The 19,760-nt window shown below is 65.7% G+C and carries 14 protein-coding genes; 4 read left to right on the forward strand and 10 right to left on the reverse strand.

The window, feature by feature from the left end; genetic code table 11:
* Window positions 1-234: 234 nt before the first annotated feature.
* The 3 genes from IQ16_RS27605 to IQ16_RS27615 all read left to right on the forward strand — a co-directional run bounded on the left by IQ16_RS27605 (window position 235) and on the right by IQ16_RS27615 (window position 6,088).
* The gene (locus IQ16_RS27605) at window positions 235-1,440 is read left to right on the forward strand and encodes an efflux RND transporter periplasmic adaptor subunit (protein ID WP_018644419.1); all 1,206 of its coding nucleotides are present in this window, start codon (window positions 235-237) and stop codon (window positions 1,438-1,440) included.
* Complete coding sequence (locus tag IQ16_RS27610; RefSeq protein ID WP_018644420.1) at window positions 1,437-4,604, forward strand: efflux RND transporter permease subunit; 3,168 nt, start codon at window positions 1,437-1,439, stop codon at window positions 4,602-4,604. Before IQ16_RS27605 ends, IQ16_RS27610 begins: the two co-directional genes overlap by 4 nt.
* 290 nt (window positions 4,605-4,894) lie before the next feature.
* Window positions 4,895-6,088 (forward strand): ABC transporter substrate-binding protein, encoded by a 1,194-nt coding sequence (locus IQ16_RS27615; protein WP_018644421.1) that lies wholly within the window; start codon window positions 4,895-4,897, stop codon window positions 6,086-6,088.
* A 116-nt stretch (window positions 6,089-6,204) separates the two neighbouring features.
* On the opposite strand, the gene IQ16_RS27620 is transcribed toward IQ16_RS27615, so the two are convergent.
* The 4 genes from IQ16_RS27620 to IQ16_RS27635 form a co-directional block, all read right to left on the reverse strand.
* Window positions 6,205-6,591, reverse strand: a complete 387-nt coding sequence (locus IQ16_RS27620) for an MAPEG family protein (RefSeq protein WP_018644422.1) — start codon at window positions 6,589-6,591, stop codon at window positions 6,205-6,207.
* 86 nt (window positions 6,592-6,677) lie between these two features.
* Window positions 6,678-7,760 carry a lipocalin-like domain-containing protein gene (locus IQ16_RS27625; RefSeq protein ID WP_018644423.1) on the reverse strand — a complete coding sequence of 361 codons (1,083 nt, stop codon included), beginning with the start codon at window positions 7,758-7,760 and terminating at the stop codon, window positions 6,678-6,680.
* Window positions 7,750-10,212 carry an ABC transporter permease gene (locus IQ16_RS27630; RefSeq protein WP_145831859.1) on the reverse strand — a complete coding sequence of 821 codons (2,463 nt, stop codon included), beginning with the start codon at window positions 10,210-10,212 and terminating at the stop codon, window positions 7,750-7,752. The genes IQ16_RS27625 and IQ16_RS27630 overlap by 11 nt, the downstream gene beginning before the upstream one ends.
* A complete protein-coding gene (locus tag IQ16_RS27635) occupies window positions 10,209-10,862 on the reverse strand; it encodes an ABC transporter ATP-binding protein (RefSeq protein WP_026312208.1) in 654 nt (217 codons plus the stop codon). The genes IQ16_RS27630 and IQ16_RS27635 overlap by 4 nt, the downstream gene beginning before the upstream one ends.
* Before the next feature lie 147 nt (window positions 10,863-11,009).
* Here IQ16_RS27635 and IQ16_RS27640 point away from each other — a divergent pair, with 147 nt between their 5' ends.
* Window positions 11,010-12,356, forward strand: coding sequence for an MFS transporter (locus IQ16_RS27640; protein ID WP_026312209.1), 1,347 nt, complete (start codon window positions 11,010-11,012; stop codon window positions 12,354-12,356).
* A gap of 201 nt (window positions 12,357-12,557) precedes the next feature.
* Here the strand turns inward: IQ16_RS27640 and IQ16_RS27645 are convergent, their stop codons facing one another.
* The 6 genes from IQ16_RS27645 to soxB all read right to left on the reverse strand — a co-directional run bounded on the left by IQ16_RS27645 (window position 12,558) and on the right by soxB (window position 19,759).
* The gene (locus IQ16_RS27645; protein ID WP_018644427.1) at window positions 12,558-14,276 is read right to left on the reverse strand and encodes an N-acyl-D-amino-acid deacylase family protein; all 1,719 of its coding nucleotides are present in this window, start codon (window positions 14,274-14,276) and stop codon (window positions 12,558-12,560) included.
* Between the two features lie 201 nt (window positions 14,277-14,477).
* Entirely contained in the window at window positions 14,478-15,686 is a 1,209-nt protein-coding gene (locus IQ16_RS27650; protein ID WP_018644428.1) for an MFS transporter, read from the reverse strand.
* A gap of 283 nt (window positions 15,687-15,969) precedes the next feature.
* On the reverse strand, window positions 15,970-16,140 hold the full coding sequence (locus tag IQ16_RS27655) for a hypothetical protein (RefSeq protein ID WP_035666839.1): 171 nt from the start codon (window positions 16,138-16,140) through the stop codon (window positions 15,970-15,972).
* Window positions 16,141-16,228: 88 nt separating this feature from the next.
* A complete protein-coding gene (locus tag IQ16_RS27660; RefSeq protein ID WP_026312210.1) occupies window positions 16,229-17,266 on the reverse strand; it encodes an MBL fold metallo-hydrolase in 1,038 nt (345 codons plus the stop codon).
* A 287-nt stretch (window positions 17,267-17,553) separates the two neighbouring features.
* Entirely contained in the window at window positions 17,554-18,012 is a 459-nt protein-coding gene (locus tag IQ16_RS27665) for a DsrE family protein (RefSeq protein ID WP_018644431.1), read from the reverse strand.
* A 1-nt stretch (window position 18,013) separates the two neighbouring features.
* Window positions 18,014-19,759 (reverse strand): thiosulfohydrolase SoxB, encoded by a 1,746-nt coding sequence (gene soxB / locus IQ16_RS27670; RefSeq protein ID WP_018644432.1) that lies wholly within the window; start codon window positions 19,757-19,759, stop codon window positions 18,014-18,016.
* Window position 19,760: the final 1 nt, after the last annotated feature.

Here is a 19,760-nt window from a genome sequence, read left to right on the forward strand (position 1 = left end):
GAATCATGCGCGCCATTCATGAGCCCCGCGCATAAGTCCAATCGAGTCTTGCCCACTAATCGGTGCGCGCGCGGCCGGCTAACTCCCCTGTCAACCCGCCATCCGGCCAGGGCGCTCGTGCGGGCATTGCGCGCGCATTGGTCTTGAAGTGTTCATCATTGCCGCCCATCCTGTGGGGCCCGCGCGATGGCGAACACCCTGCTTTTTCCGCGGTTTTTTGAGTGAGGACCTGGGATGACTGGACCGGACGGAAGCGAGCGATTTGTCAAAAAGCACGATTTCGTTCAGATGCGGCATTACGCAATAGCGGGCGTCCTCGCGGCTTCATTCGCCCTCGCCGGTTGCGGACAGCCGACCTCGCAGGCCGCCGCGCCGCCGCCCGCGCCGGTGACGGTCGCCCAGCCGGTCAAGCGCACCGTCACCGATTGGGATGAGTTCACCGGCCGCTTCGAGGCGGTCGAGGAGGTCCAGGTGCGCCCGCGCGTCGGCGGCTTCGTCAACTCCGTCGAATTCCAGGACGGCGCCATCGTGCGTCAGGGCGACTTGCTCTACGTGATCGACCCGCGCCCGTTCGAGGCGGTGGCCGAGCAGGCCGACGGCCAGCTCTCCGACGCACGCGCCAAGGTCGAGCTTGCCAAGCGCGAGCTCGACCGTGGCCTGAACCTGGTTCAGACCAGTGCTGTCTCCGAGCAGGCCGTCGACCAGCGCCGCCAGGCCTTGCAGGCCGCGCACGCTGCGGAGACGCAGGCCGCGGGTGCGCTGAAGGCCGCGCGGCTCAATATCGAGTTCACGCATGTAACCGCGCCGCTCACCGGCCGCGTCAGCCGCCATCTCGTCAGCCCCGGCAACCTCGTGCAGGGCAGCGATACCGGCACCTCGACGTTGCTCACCTCGATCGTCGCGCTCGACCCGATCTACGTCTATTTCGACATGGATGAGGCGACCTTCATCAAATACAGCAAATTGTGGTTCGCAGGTAAGCGCCCGAGCTCGCGCGATACGGCAAACCCGGTGCAGGTGACTCTCGCCGGCGAGACCAAGCCGTCGCATGAAGGCACCATCAACTTCCTCGACAACCGCCTCGACGTCTCCACCGGCACGCTGCGCAGCCGCGCCGTGATCAAGAATACCGACCTGTCGATCCTGCCCGGCCAGTTCGGTCGCGTCCGCCTGATCGGCAGCGCGCCCTACGAGGCGCTGCTGATCCCCGACGTCGCCGTTGCGACGGACCAGTCCCGCAAGATCGTGTTCGTGGTCAAGCCGGACGACACGGTCGAAGCGCGCCCCGTCGTGCTCGGGCCGCTCGACGAAGGCCTGCGCGTGATCCGCGAAGGACTGAAGGCCGACGACCGCGTCATCGTCAACGGCATCCAGCGCGCCCGCGTCGGCGCCAAGGTCGCCCCGCAGACCGCGCAAGCCCCGGCTGGTGGCAAGTCATGAATCTCGGCCGTCTCTCCATCAATCAGCCCATCCTGGCGATGGTGCTGTCGATCGTGCTCTTGATCGTCGGCGCGCTCGCCTACACCACCTTGCCGGTCTCCGAATATCCGCAAGTGGTGCCGCCCACCGTCGTCGTCACCACGCAATATCCCGGCGCCTCCGCGCAGACCGTGTCCGACACGGTCGCAGCTCCCATCGAGCAGGAGATCAACGGCGTCGAGGACATGCTGTATCTCTACAGCCAGGCGACCTCGAACGGCCAGCTCACCATCACCGTCACCTTCAAGCTCGGCACCGATCTCGACAAGGCCCAGGTGCTGGTGCAGAACCGCGTCGCGATCGCGCAGCCGCGCCTGCCTGAGGAGGTCCAGCGCAACGGCGTCACGACGCGCAAGAACTCGCCCGACATCCTGATGGTCGTGTTCATGCTGTCGCCCGACGACACGTTCGACCAGCTCTACATCTCCAACTACGCGTTGCTCCAGGTCCGCGACCAGCTCTTGCGCATCGACGGCGTCGGCGACATCCAGATCTTCGGCGCGCGCGATTATTCGATGCGGCTGTGGCTCGATCCCGACCGCATCGCCAATCTCGGCCTGACCTCGACCGAGGTGCTGGCGGCGATCCGTGCCCAGAACGTGCAGATCGCGGGCGGACAGATCGCCGAGCCGCCGATCGCGGACCGTGCCTTCCAGCCGAACCTCACGTTCACGGGGCGGCTCAAGGACCAGAAGCAGTTCGAGGACATCCTGATCAAGGCCGGCTCCGACGGCCGCACGGTGCGGCTGCGCGACGTCGCCCGTATCGAGCTCGGTGCGCTCGCTTACTCCACCAACAGCTTCCTGCTTCGCAAATCGGCGGTGGCCATGCTGGTGACGCAGCGGCCCGGCTCGAACGCGCTCGCGACCGCGAAGCACATCTCCGACACCATGACGAAGCTGAAGGAGAGCTTTCCGAAGGGCCTCGACTACAATATCGGCTACAACCCGACCGAGTTCATCGCACAGTCGGTCCACGAGTTGATCAAGACGATCTACGAAGCGATGCTGCTCGTGGTCATCGTCGTGCTGGTGTTCCTGCAGGGCTGGCGGCCGGCGATCATTCCGATCATCGCAATCCCGGTCTCGCTGGTCGGCACCTTCGCGGTGATGGCGGCGCTCGGCTTCTCCATCAACAATCTCACGCTGTTCGGCCTCGTGCTCGCGGTCGGCATTGTGGTCGACGACGCCATCGTGGTGGTCGAGAATGTCGAACGCCATCTCGAGCACGGCCTCAGCCGGCGCGATGCCGCGCTGAAGACCATGGAGGAGGTCGGCGGCGCGCTGGTCTCGATTGCGCTGGTGCTGTGCGCGGTGTTCGTGCCGACCGCGTTCATCGGCGGCATTTCCGGGCAATTTTTCCAGCAATTCGCCGTCACCATTGCGGTCGCGACCGCGATCTCCTGCTTCTGCTCGCTGACGCTGTCGCCGGCGCTGGCCTCGCAGATTCTCACCCCGCATGAGGAGAAGCGGCCGCCGGCGAGCTGGAATGTCATCGCGCGGGCGTGGGGTGCCTTCACCGGCGTGTTCAACCGCGTGTTCGACCGGCTCTCGCACGGCTATGCCGGCCTTGCCAATTTCGTGATCCGGCATTCGGTGGTGATGCTCCTGATCTATGTCGTGCTGATCGGCAGCGCCGGTTGGCTGATCGTGACCACGCCGCAAGGCTTCATCCCGGCGCAGGATCGCGGCTACGTCATCATCTCCGTGCAATTGCCGGGCGCGGCTTCGCTGGCGCGCACCACGGAAGTCGTGCGCGAGATCGAGCGGATCTCGCTGGATACGCCCGGCATCGTCCGCGTCGCCGCCTTCGCCGGCTTCTCCGGTGCGACGCGCACGCAGGCCGGCAACGCGGCGGCGCTGTTCCCGGTGTTCGACGAGCCCGAGGTGCGGATCAAGAAGGGATTGACTGCGAACGCCATCACGGTCGAGCTGCGCAAGCGCCTGTCCGCGATCCAGGGCGCCTTCATTATCGTGATTCCGCCGCCGGCCGTGCCTGGCATCGGCACCGGCGGCGGCTTCACCATCCGCATCCAGGACCGTCAGGGCCGCGGGCCTGAGCTGCTCGCCGCGGCCACCGACGAGCTTGTCGCCGCGGCGCGCAAATCGCCGTCGCTGCTCGGCCCCACGGTGTTCTCCCCGTTCTCGGCCAACACGCCGCAGCTCTTCGTCGACATCGATCGCACCAAGGCGCAGAAGCTCGGCGTGCCCATCGCCAACATCAACGACACGATCCAGACCTATTTCGGATCGACCTATGTCAACGACTTCAACCTGTTCGGCCGCACCTATCACGTCACCGCGCAGGCTGATTTCCCGTTCCGGAAAGAGCCAAGCGACCTCTCGCGCCTGCGCACGCGCAACGCCTCCGGCGACATGGTGATGCTCGGCAGCGTGGTCGAGTTCAAGGACGTGTCGGGTCCGGACCGCGTTGCGCGCTACAATCTCTATGCGGCGTCCGAGCTGCAGGGCGAGCCGGCGCCGGGCACCAGCTCGACCACCGCGCTCAACACCATCAAGAAGCTCGCCGACGACACTCTGCCGAGCGGCTTCACCTTCGAATGGACGGATCTGTCCTATCAGCAGATCACCGGCGGCAATGCCGGCCTGCTCGTGTTCCCGATCTGCGTGCTGTTCGTCTATCTCGTGCTCGCCGCACAATATGGCAGCTGGACCCTGCCGTTCGCGGTGATCCTGATCGTGCCGATGTGCCTGCTGGCGGCCACCATCGGCGTCCGCATCATGGGACAGGACGTCAACATCCTGACCCAGATCGGCTTCGTCGTGCTGGTGGGACTGGCGGCGAAGAACGCGATCCTGATCGTCGAATTCGCGCGCGACATCGAGAACGAAGGCAAGCCGCGGCTGGAGGCCGTGATCGAAGCCTGCCGCTTGCGCCTGCGGCCGATCCTGATGACCTCCTTCGCCTTCATCCTCGGCGTGCTGCCGCTGGTGATCTCAACCGGCTCCGGCTCCGAGATGCGCCAGGCCGTCGGCGTCGCCGTGTTCTTCGGCATGATCGGCGTCACCCTGTTCGGGCTTCTGTTCACCCCAATCTTCTATGTGGTGGTGCGGAACCTGGCCGAAGGGCGGCGGGACAAGAAGCCGGAGGTGGTGGCTCCTTAAGTGCAAGTGGTGGCCACCGGCATATCCTCACTCGGCGCTGTCGTCCCCGCGCAGGCGGGGACCCATAACCACAGGGCGGAGTTTGGGGCGAAGCTGGTAACTCCTAGTCTTCGTCAAACCTCTCCCTGTGGTTATGGGTCCCGGGCTCGCGTTGCGCGCGCCCCGGGACGACACCATTTTTGTCGCCCCACCTTCATACTAACGACCAACATGCAATGGGTGGGCACGCGCGGGGTTCTTCCCTAATATCCGCGCGATTTCAAAACAGAACACTGCTGGGAGCTAACAGAATGAAATCACCCCTTTTGGCCGCCGTCGCAACCTCGGCCCTGCTGCTGGCAGCGCCGGCCTCTGCGCAAGGCGTCAAGATCGGCATCCTCAACGACCAATCCGGCGTCTATGCCGATTACGGCGGCAAATGGTCGGTCGAAGCGGCCAAGATGGCGATCGAGGATTTTGGCGGCGAGGTGCTCGGCCAGAAGATCGAGCTCGTCACCGCCGATCACCAGAACAAGCCGGACCTGGCGAGCTCGATCGCGCGGCGCTGGTACGACGTCGAGAACGTCGACATGATCACGGAGCTGACGACCTCATCGGTCGCGCTCGCGATCCACGAGCTCTCCAAGGAAAAGAAGAAGGTCGACATCGTCGTCGGCGCGGCAACCTCGCGCCTCACCGGTGACGCGTGCCAGCCCTACGGCTTCCACTGGGCCTACGACACCCGCGCGCTCGGCGTCGGCACCGGCGGCGCGCTGACCAAGGCCGGCGGCGACACCTGGTTCTTCCTCACCGCCGACTACGCGTTCGGCTACGCGCTGGAGAAGGACACCAGCGAGATCGTCACGGCCAATGGCGGCAAGGTGGTCGGCTCAGTGCGCGTGCCGCTCAACTCGTCGGACTTCTCCTCCTTCCTGCTGCAGGCGCAGAGCTCGAAGGCGAAGATCGTCGGCCTCGCCAATGCCGGCCTCGACACCACCAACTCGATCAAGCAGGCGTCCGAATTCGGCATCGTCGCCAGCGGTCAGAAGCTCGCCGGCCTCCTGATGACGCTCGCCGAGGTGAACGGCCTCGGCCTGCAGGCCGCGCAAGGCCTGGTGCTGACCGAGGGCTATTACTGGGATCTCAACGACAAGACCCGCAATCTCGGCGAACGCTTCCTCAAGCGCACCGGCCGGATGCCGAGCATGATCCACGCCGGCACCTATTCGGCGACGCTGAGCTACCTGAAGGCGGTCAAGGCCGCCGGCACCAAGGATCCGGAGGCCGTCGCCAAGAAGCTGAAGGAACTCCCGGTCAACGATGACTTCGCGCAAGGCGGCAAGGTGCTCGAGAACGGCCGCATGGTCCACGACATGTATCTGTTCGAAGTCAAGAAGCCCTCGGAGTCGAAGAAGCCCTGGGACTATTACAAGCTGCTCGCCACCGTCCCCGGCGACAAGGCCTTCTTCACCGCCAAGGAAAGCGGCTGCCCGCTGACGAAGTGACGCGTAGCGTCATTCCGGGGCGATGCGAAGCATCGAACCCGGAATCTCGAGATTCCGGGTTCGGCGCCAATGCGCCGCCCCGGAATGACGGCGCGATTTGGAGCCGCAGCCGCCCCTCACACCAACCGCAACACCACCGCACCCAGCGCCCCCGCCCACAGCGTAATCGCGGCGAGCGCCTGGATCGCAAATCCGGGGCCGCGTTTTGCTGCGGCCTGCGAATACCCAATGAAATAGACGATGCGGCCGACGATCCACACCGCGCCGATCGCCGCTGCAATGGCATCGCTGATATAGATCGCGAACAGCCAGAGCGCCGGCAGGACAATCGGCATCCATTCCAGCGTATTCGCCTGGATGCGGAAGGCGCGCTCGAAATCCGGATGTCCCGATGTCGCCGGCACCTTGATCCCCGTCCTCGACCGCGCGCGCGAGACGTTGATGGTGACGAAGAAATAAAATGCGATCGCCAGCAGCGTGACGAGGGCAGTGAGGTGATACATCGCGAATTTCCCCAGAGCGTTTTCGAGCGAAGTGGATACAGGTTCGCGTAAAGAAAACGCGTCAAAACTAGAATCCAGACCGCGCCTCAATACCCGGTCAGCTCGAGATAGCCAACGCCGTCATGCGTGCCGGCAAAGCTGATCGGCCCTTCCCAATAGGAGAAGCCAGTCCCCATCCAGGCGTCCGGATTGAGCGGCTTGCACAGGATCGAGAACGAGCGCGAGGGGATCGCGATCTGCCACTCCACCGGCAGCTTGCGCCCCGCAACCTCCGCTGTTGCCTTAGGCATCATCTGGATATCGCCACCCGCAATCATCTGCGTCTCGCCCGTGGCGCTGATCCAGTTGCCGAACGGATAATCCTTGCCGTCCTTCTGCCGCAGCCGGTACAGCATCAGCTTGTCGCCGGATGCAAGATGCAGCGACAGCCAGTCCCAGCCGGTCTGGTCGGCGTCGAGCGGCTGGCTGCTCCATTCGCGGTCCATCCAGGCCTGGCCTGTGACATCGACCGGCTTGTCATCGATGCTGAGCGTGCCGCGCGCGCGGTAGAACGGCTGGCTGTAATAGTACGACGCTTGCCCGCGCTCCGACTTGCGGCTGTAGCCGCGATCGCCCTGGAGCACCACCGGACGATCGGCCTCCAGCGTCAGCGCGTAGCTGAAGTCGGTGCCGGAAGCTTTCAGCGTCAGCGGTGCCAACGTGCGATCGTCAGTCCGCTCAATGCCCTTCATCTCCCAATCGTCGATCCAGGCCGCAAACGGCTTTGCCGTGACGCCGGCCTGCCCGATGCCGCCGCGCGAAAACACTTCGCTGAAGCGATGCGTGCCGGCGCGCGTCACCGCCGCATGCGCCATCCAGATCTGCTGATTGGCCCAGCCCTCGCCCTGCGGCCCCGGCTGGGCCGCCTGGCGAAACAGCGTCCATTGCAGGCCGCAGGCCGCGCCGCTGGCATCGACGAGATTCGCCGTGAGATACCACCACTCGATGCGAAACTCCGGATGCGGCCCGTGATCTCCGGGGAAGGTGAATGTCTTTCCCGGCGTCACCTTGGCAAAGCCGTCGGCGGTCTCGCCGAGCCCGGCGTAGCCTTGCGCGCCGGCGCGGCGTGCCACGGCGAGTGCGGCGATGCCGCCGGCAAAAGCGCGCCGCGAGATCTTGTCAGCGCTCATTGGCAAACACCTTGACGAGGCTCGCCGGCTGCATCCGCGCCAGCCGCAGCATCGGCAGCAGCGCCGCAAGCAGCGAGGCCAGCAGCGCGACCGCGACCAGCTCGATCAGCTGCAGCGGAAACACATGGAACGGCAGCCGCCAGCCGAACGCTTTCACGTTCACGATGGCGATCAGGCACCACGCCACCAACAGTCCGAGCGGCACGGCCAGCAGCGCCGTGAACAACGCGACCGACAGCGTCTTGGTCAATTCGATCGCGGCAAGGCGCGGCCGCGTCAGGCCGATCGCCCACAGCGGGGCAAGCTGCGGCAGCCGGGAATTCGCCAGCGTCAGCAGGCTCGTCAGCAGCGCGATGCCGGCGACGCCGAGCGTGAACGCATTGAGGGCCGAGGTCACCGCAAAGGTGCGGTTGAAGATGCGAATCGATTCCGCCTTCACCGTCGCCTGGTCCGCGACGCTGCGGTCGTCGAGCGCAAACTGCTTCTGCAACGCCGCGATCAGGCCCGGGATCTTGTCGTGCGCGACGACCAAGCCGATCCGTGTCTGCGGCGTTTGCGGAAAATGCCGAATCAGCGCCGCGACATTGACGGCGAGCTGGCCCTTTGGATTGCCGTAATCGGCATAGATGCCGACGATGTCGAGCTCCCAGGTCCCGCCCGGTGCCGGCACCTCGATCACGTCGCCGACGCGGACGTTGAGGCGGCGGCTCAGCTGCTCACTGATGAAGGCGGCATTGCCCGGTACGAGTTGCGTCCATGCGCGCGGCGCGGTCTCCAGCAGAGGCCAGCGCTCGCGATAGAGCGCGTGATCGGGCAGGCCGAGCAGCTCCACCGGCTGGCCCTGAACGTGAGTCTCGGCGCGCCCGCCCGACAGGATCGCCTGCACGTCGCTGCGCTCCTTCAGCCAGTTTCGGATCGCGACGCCTTGCGCGTTATCGGAGGCGCTGATGTAGACGTCGGCCGCGAGCCGCCCGTTGAGCCAGCCGATGAAGGTGCGGCTGAAGGTTTCCACCATGGTGGACACCCCGACATTGACGGCGAGCGCCAGTAGCAGTGCCATCAGCGCAAGCGACAGCCCCGAGAGCTGCTGCCGGCTGTCCGCCCAGAACCACAGCGCGATCGGCCCGCGCGCGCTGCGCTGGCCCAGGAGCAGGATGATGTCGAGGAACGCCGGCAGCAATAGCGCCGCGCCGAGCATTAGTGCCGCAAGCACGCCAAAACCCGCGATCAGCGATTGACCGTAGTGAAGCAGCAGCAGCGCGACCGCGAACACGGCGCAGGCCGCACAGCTCTGCAGCACCAGCCAGCGGCGCTGCCGCTGCTGCCAGGCGCGCGGCTGGGCGGTGGCCAGCACCGGCATCCGGATCGCCTTGATCAGGCTGGTCGCCGCCGCAACAAGCGCGCCCGCAACGCTGATGCCGATGCCAGCGAGCCACCATTCAGGCCGCAAGCTGAGTTGCCCGGGGATTTGCGCGCCATAGAGTCCCCGCAGCGATGCCGCGACATCGGGCAGCAGCGCGGCCGCGATGAAATAGCCGCAGACGAGGCCGATCAGGCCTGCGACCAGCGCCAGTGCCACCAGCTCGATCACCAGCACGGTGTTGACCAGCCGCGCCGAGGCGCCGCAGGCCCGCAATGTGCGCAGCATCGGCAGCCGCTGCTCGAAGGCAAGGCCCACGGCCGAATTGACGATGAAGAGGCCGACGAAGAACGAGAGCAGGCCGAAAGCGGTGAGGTTGAGATGGAAACTGTCGGTGAGACGCTCCAGCTCCGTCTCTGCGTTCGGCTCGACCCGCTGCAGCTGGTCGCCGACGACGCTCGCGAGCGGCGCCTGCCTGCCCTTTGGCTTGCCGATCAAGAGCCGCGAGACCTGATCCGGCTTGTTCAGCAGTCGCTGTGCCACGCCGATATCGACCACAAGCACGTCGGGGACCAGCTGCGGCAGCACGCGCAGCGGCGGCAGTTTTGCGCCGCTGCTGATCGGAGGTGCCGCGCCTTCCGTTTCCTGCAAATCGCTCAGCGTCTCCTTCGCCACCAATGTCTGGCCGGGAGGCGCAACAAAGCTGCGCAAATCCGAGGCACCAAGGCGCGGCGCATTGCCGACATCGACCGGCATCGTCACCGGCTCGATGCCGAGCAGCCGCACCGAGCGTCCGCCCACCTGGACGCGTCCCTCCAGCACCGGCGACACCGGCCAGCCGGCGCGGCGGAGTTTTACGAACAGCTCCTGCGGGAAGATTGCCGCATTCGGCGCCACCAGCATCGCCGTGCGCACGCCGCCGAAGGTCGCCGCGGCACGGTCATAGGCATTGCGGGCCTGCTGGTTGATGGCCTGCACGCCGCTCCACAGCGCGGTCGCCGCGATCAGCCCGATCAGCAGCGTCGCGAACTGCATGCCGTGGCGCCGCCAATGGCTCAGGAGCACCGCGAGCACCCAGAGCGCGCGCCTCATGCGATTCGTCCCGCGTGCAAGGTGAGGTGCCGGTCGAGCGTGCCGGCCAGATGCAGGCTGTGCGTCACCATCAGGAAGCCGCAGCCGGTGCGCGCGACGAGGTCGCGCGTCAGCGCCAGCACGTCCTCGGCGGTGTCCTCATCGAGATTGCCGGTCGGCTCGTCCGCGAGCAGCAGCGACGGCTTCGTCGCCAGCGCCCGGCCGATCGCGACGCGCTGCTGCTGGCCGCCTGACAATTGCTCGGGATAACGCTTGAGCAGGCCGCCGAGCCCGAGCCGCTCGGCCAGCTCCTCGCTCCAGGCCGCATCGTGCCGGCCGGCGATCCGCGCCTGGAAGGCCAGATTGTCGGCGACCGACAGGCTCGGGATCAGGTTGAACTGCTGGAAAACCAGGCCGATCCGGTCGCGCCGGAGCTCTGCGCGCCCCGCGTCCGATAGCTTGGTGACCTCGACGTCCTCCAGCCGGATCGAGCCGCCATCGGCGGCGTCCAGCCCCGCAATCAGGTGCAGCAGCGTGCTCTTGCCGCTGCCGGATTCCCCGGTCAGCGCGACGCGTTCGCCGGCCCTGAGGTCGAGGTCGACGCCGCGCAGCACGTGGACCGGCTCGCCGGCCGAGGAGAAGGTCTTTGAGAGGTTTCGGATGCTCAGCAAGATCAATGCGCCGTACGGAATTTAACTCAATGCTGCGTAGCACACCTGCCGTGGAATTGCCGGGGTTGCGTTGGCTTTCAAGCCGTTGTTAGCTCCCAAGACGGCCAAATCAAAAAGTGCCGACAATAAAGACATACGGGGAGAATGATGAGCGCTCAGGGAACGCCCGAAATGGGCAGGACGGCAGGGGACTCCAAGGGTTTGGCAAAGCCAACGCCAAAGGGCGCCTGGACCGTCACATTTCTCCTCTTTCTCTTCATGGTGGTGAACTTCGCCGACAAGATCGTGGTCGGTCTCGCCGGCGTGCCGATCATGACGGACATGAAGCTCAGCGCCGAGCAGTTCGGCCTGCTCGGGTCGTCGTTCTTCTTCCTGTTCTCGATCTCGGCCATCGTGGTCGGCTTCATCGTCAACAAGGTGCCGACGCGCTGGGTGCTGTTGACGCTGGCGGTGATCTGGGCGCTGGCGCAGTTCCCGATGGTCGGCACCGTCTCCTTCACCACGCTCCTGATCTGCCGCATCGTGCTGGGCGCCGGCGAAGGCCCGGCCTTCTCGGTCGCTGCGCACGCGATCTACAAATGGTTCCCCGACGAGAAGCGCACGCTGCCGACCGCGATTCTGTCGCAGGGCTCGGCCTTCGGCGTGATCCTGGCGGTGCCGGCGCTGAACTGGGTCATCGTCAATCACTCCTGGCACTACGCCTTCGGCGCGCTCGGCGTCGTCGGCCTGATCTGGGTCGCGGCCTGGCTCGCGCTCGGCAAGGAAGGCCCGCTGGAGGACACCCAGGTTCTCGCCGTCACCGAGCCGAAGATTCCCTATGTGCAGCTTCTGACCTCGCGCACCTTCCTCGGCTGCGTGATCGCGACGTTTGGCGCCTATTGGGCGCTGTCGCTCGGCCTCACCTGGTTCACGCCCTTCATCGTCAAGGGGCTCGGCTTCTCGCAGAGCCAGGCCGGCTTCATCTCGATCCTGCCCTGGGTGTTCGGTGCCACCATCGTCATCCTCACCGGATGGATCTCGCAGGTGATGATGGCGCGCGGCTACACCACGCGCATCTCGCGCGGCGTGCTCGGCTCGGTGCCGCTGATCATCGGCGGCCTGATCCTCGCCATGATGGGGCATGTCGAGGGCGCCGGCCTGCAGATCGCATCGCTCGTCGTCGGCTCCGGCCTGTGCGGCGCGATCTACGTGGTCTGCCCGCCGATGCTCGGCGAGTTCACCCCGGCCTCGCAGCGCGGCGCGGTGATCGCCATCTACGGCGCGCTCTACACGCTCTCGGGCATCATCGCGCCCAGTGTGATGGGCACCGTGATCCAGCGCTCCGGCAGCATGCTCGACGGCTACCTGACCGGCTTCACCATCAACGCGGTGGTGATGGTCGGCTCCGGCGTCATCGGCCTGCTGCTGCTCTGGCCGAACACGGAAAAGGCGAGGTTGACCCGTGGTGCGGCAGCGCAAGGCACGGCGCTAAAGGGCGCGGTGTCGCCGACGTAAGGGGCGCTTAAGAAGCCTGCCACAAATACAATCGTCGTCCCGGCGAAGGCCGGGACCCCTACGCCGCAGCAATCGTTTTGCGAAGACTCGGAGTTACGAGCTTCGCCCCAAACCACTTCCTGTGGTTATGGGTCCCGGCCTTCGCCGGGACGACACTGAAAGTGAGGCGCGGCTTTCGCGCCTCACATGTATCCCACAGCCCTAGCTCGCCACCCCCTGCGCCCCACGAATCAACTTCCCCGGCCGCCGTCCCGTCGCCTCGCCGTGCCGCCGCGTCACGACGCCCGACACGATCGTCGCCTCGTAGCCGTCGACATCCTGCAACAGCCTGCGACCGCCGACCGGCAGGTCGTAATGCACCTTTGGCGGATGCAGGTGCAGCCGGTCGTAGTCGATCAAATTGACGTCGGCCTTGTAGCCCGGCGCGATCAGCCCGCGGTCGGTGAGGCCGACCGAAAGCGCGGTCTTGCGCGACTGCGCGGCGACGACGAACGGGATCGACAGCTTCTCGCCGCGCGTGCGGTCGCGCGTCCAGTGCGTCAGCAGATAGGTCGGGAAGCTCGCATCGCAGATGATGCCGCAATGCGCGCCGCCGTCGGACAGGCCCGGCACCGATTGCGGATCGATCAGCATCTCGCGCGTCGCATCGAGATTGCCGTCGGAATAGTTGAGGAAGGGCACGTAGAGCATGCCGCGGCCCTCGTCGGACAGCATCGCGTCGTAAGCGAGCTCTTCCGGCTGCCTTCCCTGCTTGCGCGCCTGCGGCCCGAGCGCGTTCTCAGGCGGCTGCTCATAGTCCGGGGGATCGCCGAGCAGGAACATCTTGTCGTAATTGGGCCGGAAGAACAGCGGATCGTCGGTCGCGGTCGCCGTCTCGCTCAGGATCGCCTTGCGGATCTCAGGTTGGTGCAGCCGCGCCAGCCGCTCGTGCAGCGGCAGATGCGCGATCGCCTTGTAGCTCGGATGGGTCTGGAACGGATTGCGCGACAGCTCGAGCCCGAGCAGCAGGCCCACAGGGCGCGCCGCAATCTGCGCCGTAATGGAGAGGCCGCGCTTGGCCGCCGCATTGATCTCGTCCAGCGTCTGGCGCCAGCGGTTTGGCGATTTGTCGTTCTGCGTGATCGAGAACGAGATCGGACACTTCGTGCTGTCGGCGACCCGCAGCATCATCGGCAAATCTTCGTGGATGGTCGAGAGATCGAGCACGAATTGCAGCACGCTCCGGCCCTGCCGATGCATGGCGCCGGCAATCGCGGTGAGCTCGTCCTCGCCGGCCTTCAGGGTCGGCGTGAAATCGCCGGTCGAGGTGCGGTGGTTGAGCGTGCGCGAGGTCGAGAAGCCGAGCGCGCCGGAGCGCACCGCCTCGCCCGCGAGCTTGGCCATCGCCGCGTTGTCTTCCGCCGTCGAGGGATCGCGGCGCGCGCCGCGCTCGCCCATGACATAGACCCGCAGCGCCGCATGCGGCAGCTGCGCGCCGACATCGATGTCGAAATCGCGCCTGGAGAGCCAGTCCATGTAATCGGGAAAGCTCTCCCAGGCCCAGGGAATGCCGGCGCTCAAGACCGGCTCGGGAATGTCCTCGACGCCTTCCATCAGCTGGATCAGCCGGGTGTGGTCGGCCGGCTTGCACGGCGCGAAGCCGACGCCGCAATTGCCCATGATCGCGGTGGTGACGCCGTTCTGCGAGGACGGCGTGATGTCCTGGCTCCAGGTCACCTGCCCGTCGTAATGGGTGTGCACGTCCACGAAGCCCGGCGTCACCAGTTTTCCGCGCGCGTCGATCTCTTCTTGTCCCTTCGCGGAGACCTTGCCGACCTCGCTGATCCTGCCGCCGGTGATGGCGACGTCAGCCTCGAACAGCTCGCCGCCACCGCCGTCCGCAACAGTGCCGCCGCGGATTACGAGATCAGGATTGCTCATGGTGTTTCTTCCCGTTTTGTTGTTCTTGCGCGTTTTATTTTACTCGTCGTCCCGGACAAGCGCGCCCTAAGCGCGCGCAGATCCGGGACCCATAACCACAGGGAGACGTTTGGCGAAGACTCGGAGTTATCAGCTCGCCCTAAAACCACTCCCTGGGGTAATGGGTCCCGGCCTTCGCCGGGACGACGATTGAGTTTGTGGCTACGACTCGGCTTGCCGCTTCCGCTCCGTGAACGGCGAAAGCACCACCGTCGCCAGCATGAAGATCACCGACGCGCCGAACACCCAGTGCGGCGCGCTCTGGTCCATGATCCAGCCGAACAGCAGCGGTGAGACGATGCCGCCGAGATTGAAGCCGGTCGAGACGATGCCGAAGGCGCGCCCCGCTGCACCCGCAGGCGCGGCATTGCGCACCAGCATGTCCCGCGACGGCGCGATCACGCCGGAGAGGAAGCCTGCCGTCGCCATCGCGGCGGTGAGAGCCCAGCCCGGCAGCGTGACCAGCGCGATCAGCAGCACGAGCGCTGCGTTCACGGCAAAGCAGGCGGCGGCGACATAGCCGTGGCGCTCGGTGTGGTCGGCGAGGAAGCCGCCGGCGAGCACGCCCGCGGCGCTGCAGCCGAGGAACGCCGTCAGCATGACGTTGGCCGAGGAATAGGAAGCGCCATAACCGCTCATCAGCGCGACCACGCCGAAATTGTTGATGCCGGCGACCGACAGGCTGAGCAGCATGAACAGCACGGTCAGCATCATCAGTGCCGGCGTGATGACGGCCTGCTTCGGTGCGTTCTCCGCGCCCGGTTTCTTCTTGTGCGCGCCGGCATCGGGAATGTTCATGGCAATCAGCAGCAACGCCACCAGCACGGCGATCGCCCCCGACGCGATCAAAGCACCGGTGCCGCCGGATATCGTGACGAGCGCTGCGACGATCGCCGGAGCCACCGCGCCGCCGAGAAAACCCGCAAAGGTGTGGACCGAGAAGGCGCGGCCCATCCGCGCCTCGTCCATGTGCTCGGCCAGGATGGCGTAATCGGCGGGGTGATAGACGCTGTTGGCGAGCCCGAGCAGCACGGCGCAGGCGATCAGCGAGGCGTAGCTCAGATGCAGGCCGAGCAGGATCAGCGCAAAGCCGCCGAGCGTCAGCCCGGCCAGCAGGATCTTGCGCGCGCCAAAATGGTCGACGAGATAGCCGGTCGGCGCCTGCGTCAGGCCGGACACCACCGCGAACACGGTCAGCGACAAGCCGAGCTCGACATAGCCGACGCCGAGCTTGTCCTTCAGGAACGGGAACAGCATCGGCAGGACCAGCAGATGGAAATGGCTGACCCAATGCGCGATCGAGATCCCCGTCAGCGTGCGCAGCGCACTGTCCGCCTTGCCTTGCTGCGGTGCGGCGAGAACGTCGACCATTGCAGTTCCGTTTCACTCCCGATGGACGCGCAAACTATCGGGGAGGGCGGTTATTTGTCCATGAACGCAGGCGCATGGCAGGTAGCGCGGGCGGGGATTCCATCCCCGCTGTCGTCCCTGCGAACGCAGGGACCCATACCGCGTGATATCTCGATTGTGACAGGTCGCAGTACCGAACGGCGATCCCCCGCCAAACTTCTCCCTGGGGTTATGGGTCCCTGCGTTCGCAGGGACGACAGCGGAGAGTGGGGCGCTAGCGTCGGATCAGAACCAGTAGTCCCCCTCACAACGGCTCGTCATCCGCCCCATACCGATCACGCTTCGGCGTTGCGATGTCGCCGTCCTCGTAATCGTCGTCGTCGATGGCGCGCGGCGGCGGTGGCTTCTTCGCCTTGTCGTCCGCTGATTTGGGCGGCTCGCCCGGCTTGGCGGTCTTGTTGGCAGTCTTGGCCATGGCTGGTCCCGGATGGTGATGCTGCATCCGAATCTACCTGCACAATATGTGCGGTTCCTGACTTATCTCAAGGGACGCGCCGAGCCCGTCAGTGCACGATCGGCCCGCCCGCCTTCTTCCAGGCATCGATGCCGCCGGCGATATGGGCGGTGTTGAGCAAGCCAGCGTCCTTGGCAGCCGCGACCGCCATCGCCGAGCGTTCGCCGAAGGCGCAGAAGAACACCACGCGGCGCCCCGTGGCGGCCGCGACCTCGCGCAGCATGCCGCCGGGCTTCAGGCTTTCCTCGACCGAGGGATAGGGCGTGTGCAGCGCGCCTTCGAGCATGCCGTGCTTCATCCGCTCATTGGTCTCGCGCAGATCCACCAGCAGGATGTCGGGCCGGTGGAGCGAGCGGATCGCCTCGACCGCGCTGAGCGCGCGGCCCTCCTTCTCCAGCTCCTCCTGATGCAGGCCGACCCGCATGTTGGCGGGCACGGCCACGTCCATCATCTTCGGATTGGGCAGCTTCAGGTTCGCCATCAGCTCGATGTATTCGTCGACCGAGCGCACCTGGAGCCGCGGGTTGTAGCGCTTCTCCTCGCCGATGGTGGAGACGGTGTCGCCCTTGTAGTCATGCGCCGGAAACACCATCGTCTCGTCGGGCAGCTTGAGCAGGCGATTGAAGATCGACTCGTACTGCGCGCGCGACGAGCCGTTCTGGAAATCGGTGCGGCCGGTGCCGCGGATCAGTAGCGTGTCGCCAGTGAAGACGCGGTCGCCCATCAAATAGGAATAGGAATCGTCGGTGTGGCCCGGCGTGTACATCACGTCGAGCGACAGGCCCTCGATCGTCACCTTGTCGCCGTCCGCGACCCGCATCGCCACCACGTCGGCCTTGGTCTGGTCGCCCATCACGGTCATGCAATGAGTGCGGTCGCGCAACTCGCCGAGCCCGGTGACGTGGTCGGCATGCAGATGCGTGTCGACGGCCTTGACCAGCTTGAGGTCGAGCTCGCGCAGCAGCTGGCAATAGCGATCGACCTTCTCCAGCACGGGATCGAGGATCAGCGCCTCGCCGCCGGGGCGGCTGGCGAGGACGTAGCTGTAGGTGCCCGAAACGCTGTCGAAGAGCTGGCGGAAGATCATGGCAGGACCCGGCTTGGAACTGATGTCCAAGATTCTACTACGGCATGGGTCGGAAAGAGAAGCAATTCACTGTGTGAATGGTAATATTTGGAAGATTTTTGTTTCGAGTGATGGGTGGGGGCTGTTGCCCCCAATCTCGGTGTCGTCCCGGCGAAGGCCGGGACCCATACCGCGTGATCCTTCGGGAGGGGCGGTGGGAGTACCGAACGACGGATCTTCGCCAAACTCCTGCCTGGGAGTATGGGTCCCGGCCTGCGCCGGGACGACAGGGGAGGGTGTGGCTCAGATTACGGCCGCACCACCGTGTACCCGTTCTCCGCCAGGAACAGGATCTGCCCGACCCCCACCTGCACCGGCGTCGCGCCCGGGATGAACTCCGGCCGCTTGCCGGTCTCGCGCTCGAGCGTGTCCACCGTGTTGAGGCAGATGTCGAAGCGCACGCCCTGGGCGATCAGGCTTTCGACCTGCTTGCGGCGCTCGCTGCCAGCGAGCAGCAAATCGATGCCGGGGCCGAACGCCACCACCTCGATCGCGACCTTGTCGGGATCGTAGGCCTTCAGCAGATTGTTGGCGACGCTCAACACCAGCGCCTGCTTTTTCGCATCGCCGTCGGAGAGCTGGAGCACGATCTTGTGCTCGGCGAACGGCTTGTCCTGGAGCGGCACCTGCTGCGCCGACGCCGGCAGCATCGCGGCCCAGCCCAGCAGCGCCAGCAGCATCGCGCGAAACACCTGCAACCGCATCATTCTATCCCGCAATGCCTGGGTTGCCGTCGACGCCTTTCAGCGCGATGCCGGTGCCGAGCCGCTCCTGAAGCATCCGGCCCGAGCGCAGATATTTGCCGACGACGTCCCACACCGGTGCGCCCTGCCGGCCGTTGACCGAGGCCCAGCCTGCCACCTTGTAGCGGTGGCTGGCGCTGATCGCCTTGCCGCCATCGAGCCTCAGCTCCGAGATGCGGCTGCCGATCGCATCCGTCGGCGTGCAGGTGTAGCTGAGCCCGCCGGCGCGCACCATGTCGCCGCCCTGCTGGTAATAGGGATCGGCGTTGAAGAGATTGTCGCAGACATCTTCCAGCACGGTCTTGATCTCTGCGCCGGTCATCTCCTGCACGTAGGTCTCGGGATAGGTGATCGCGGTTTCCGCGAGCAGGTCCTCCATGGTCAGCGCCTGGCCCGACAGCGCGGTGACGCCCCAGCGGAAGCCCGGCGACAGCGCGATCTCGGCATCGAGCTCGGTGCGCAGCGCGGTGCAGATCACCTCGTCCATGGGACCGGTGAAATTGCCGCGGCGATAGAGCAGGCGGTCGGGCGTCGCGATCTTCTCCGACCAGTCGGAGACATGCGGCGCGCGAACCCGCCCGATCAGCTCGGCCATCGCGGGATCGGGCTTCAGGAGCTCCGAATAGACCGGCAACAGGCGATACCTGACGTCGCTGACCTTGCCCTTGTCGAGCGCGAGATCGAGCACGCCCAAAAATTTTCCGTTGGAGCCGGCATTGGTGACGAGCGTGGTGCCGCCCGCGTTCTTCACCGCAATCGGCTGCGGCACGGCATCATGGGTGTGTCCGCCGAGGATGACGTCGATGCCGCTGACGCGGCTGGCGAGCTTGAGGTCGACGTCCATGCCGTTGTGCGACAGCAGAATGACGGCATCGACCTTGTCGGTGCCGCGCAAGGCATCGACATGCTTCTGCAGCTCCTCCTCGCGGATGCCGAAGGTCCAGTCCGGCGTGAAACGCTTGGGATGCGCGATCGGGACGTAAGGGAAGGCCTGGCCGACGATCGCGACGCGATGACCGCCGAGCTCCTTGATGAACGAAGGCTTGAACACGCGCCCGGTCGCGGGGTCGAAGGCGCGGGCGTCGTTGAACGCGGCTTCCTCGGTCAGGAACACGTTCTGAGCCAGAAACTCGCCCTTGAAGCGCTCGAGATTGTCGCGCAGCACCTGCTCGCCATAGGTGAATTCCCAATGCCCGGTCATCGCCTCGATGCCGAGCAGATTGGCGACCTCCACCATGTCGCGGCCCTGCATGACGTTGGCAAGCCCGGTGCCCTGCCAGAGGTCGCCGCCGTCGACGAGCACGGAATCCTTCTCGCCGACATCGCCGCGCAGGCGGTCGACCAGGGTCTTCAGATGGGCAAAGCCGCCGAGCTTGCCGAAGCGGCCCGCGGACTTCTCGAACTCGAAGCAGGTGAAGGCATAGGCATCGGCGCTGTCGGGCCTGATGCCGAACCGTTCCAGGAAGGCGCGTCCGACCAGATGCGGCGGCCGTCCCGCCATCTCACCGATGCCGATATTGACGCTGGGTTCGCGGAAATAGACCGGGTTGAGCTGCGCATGCGCGTCGGTGATGTGCAGGATCCGCGCATTGCCGAACCGTTCGAGCTCGTAAATGCTTGCGGTCTCAGTGCCGCGCGCAAGCCGGGGCAGGCTGAGCGATGCGGCGGCAAGACCTGCCCCCTTCAGGAAATCGCGGCGGCGGATGGCCATC

Source organism: Bradyrhizobium huanghuaihaiense, assembly GCF_007830635.1.
Lineage (GTDB): Bacteria > Pseudomonadota > Alphaproteobacteria > Rhizobiales > Xanthobacteraceae > Bradyrhizobium > Bradyrhizobium huanghuaihaiense.

What these genes read in the sequence shown, in the direction of transcription:
- IQ16_RS27630 (WP_145831859.1), bottom strand. Translation starts at nt 10,212, where the DNA reads ATGAGGCGCGCGCTCTGGGTGCTCGCGGTGCTCCTGAGCCATTGGCGG.
- IQ16_RS27655 (WP_035666839.1), bottom strand. Translation starts at nt 16,140, where the DNA reads ATGGCCAAGACTGCCAACAAGACCGCCAAGCCGGGCGAGCCGCCCAAA.
- IQ16_RS27660 (WP_026312210.1), bottom strand. Translation starts at nt 17,266, where the DNA reads ATGATCTTCCGCCAGCTCTTCGACAGCGTTTCGGGCACCTACAGCTAC.
- IQ16_RS27625 (WP_018644423.1), bottom strand. Translation starts at nt 7,760, where the DNA reads ATGAGCGCTGACAAGATCTCGCGGCGCGCTTTTGCCGGCGGCATCGCC.
- IQ16_RS27645 (WP_018644427.1), bottom strand. Translation starts at nt 14,276, where the DNA reads ATGAGCAATCCTGATCTCGTAATCCGCGGCGGCACTGTTGCGGACGGC.
- IQ16_RS27665 (WP_018644431.1), bottom strand. Translation starts at nt 18,012, where the DNA reads ATGATGCGGTTGCAGGTGTTTCGCGCGATGCTGCTGGCGCTGCTGGGC.
- IQ16_RS27650 (WP_018644428.1), bottom strand. Translation starts at nt 15,686, where the DNA reads ATGGTCGACGTTCTCGCCGCACCGCAGCAAGGCAAGGCGGACAGTGCG.
- IQ16_RS27620 (WP_018644422.1), bottom strand. Translation starts at nt 6,591, where the DNA reads ATGTATCACCTCACTGCCCTCGTCACGCTGCTGGCGATCGCATTTTAT.
- IQ16_RS27615 (WP_018644421.1), top strand. Translation starts at nt 4,895, where the DNA reads ATGAAATCACCCCTTTTGGCCGCCGTCGCAACCTCGGCCCTGCTGCTG.
- IQ16_RS27610 (WP_018644420.1), top strand. Translation starts at nt 1,437, where the DNA reads ATGAATCTCGGCCGTCTCTCCATCAATCAGCCCATCCTGGCGATGGTG.
- IQ16_RS27605 (WP_018644419.1), top strand. Translation starts at nt 235, where the DNA reads ATGACTGGACCGGACGGAAGCGAGCGATTTGTCAAAAAGCACGATTTC.
- IQ16_RS27640 (WP_026312209.1), top strand. Translation starts at nt 11,010, where the DNA reads ATGAGCGCTCAGGGAACGCCCGAAATGGGCAGGACGGCAGGGGACTCC.
- soxB (WP_018644432.1), bottom strand. Translation starts at nt 19,759, where the DNA reads ATGGCCATCCGCCGCCGCGATTTCCTGAAGGGGGCAGGTCTTGCCGCC.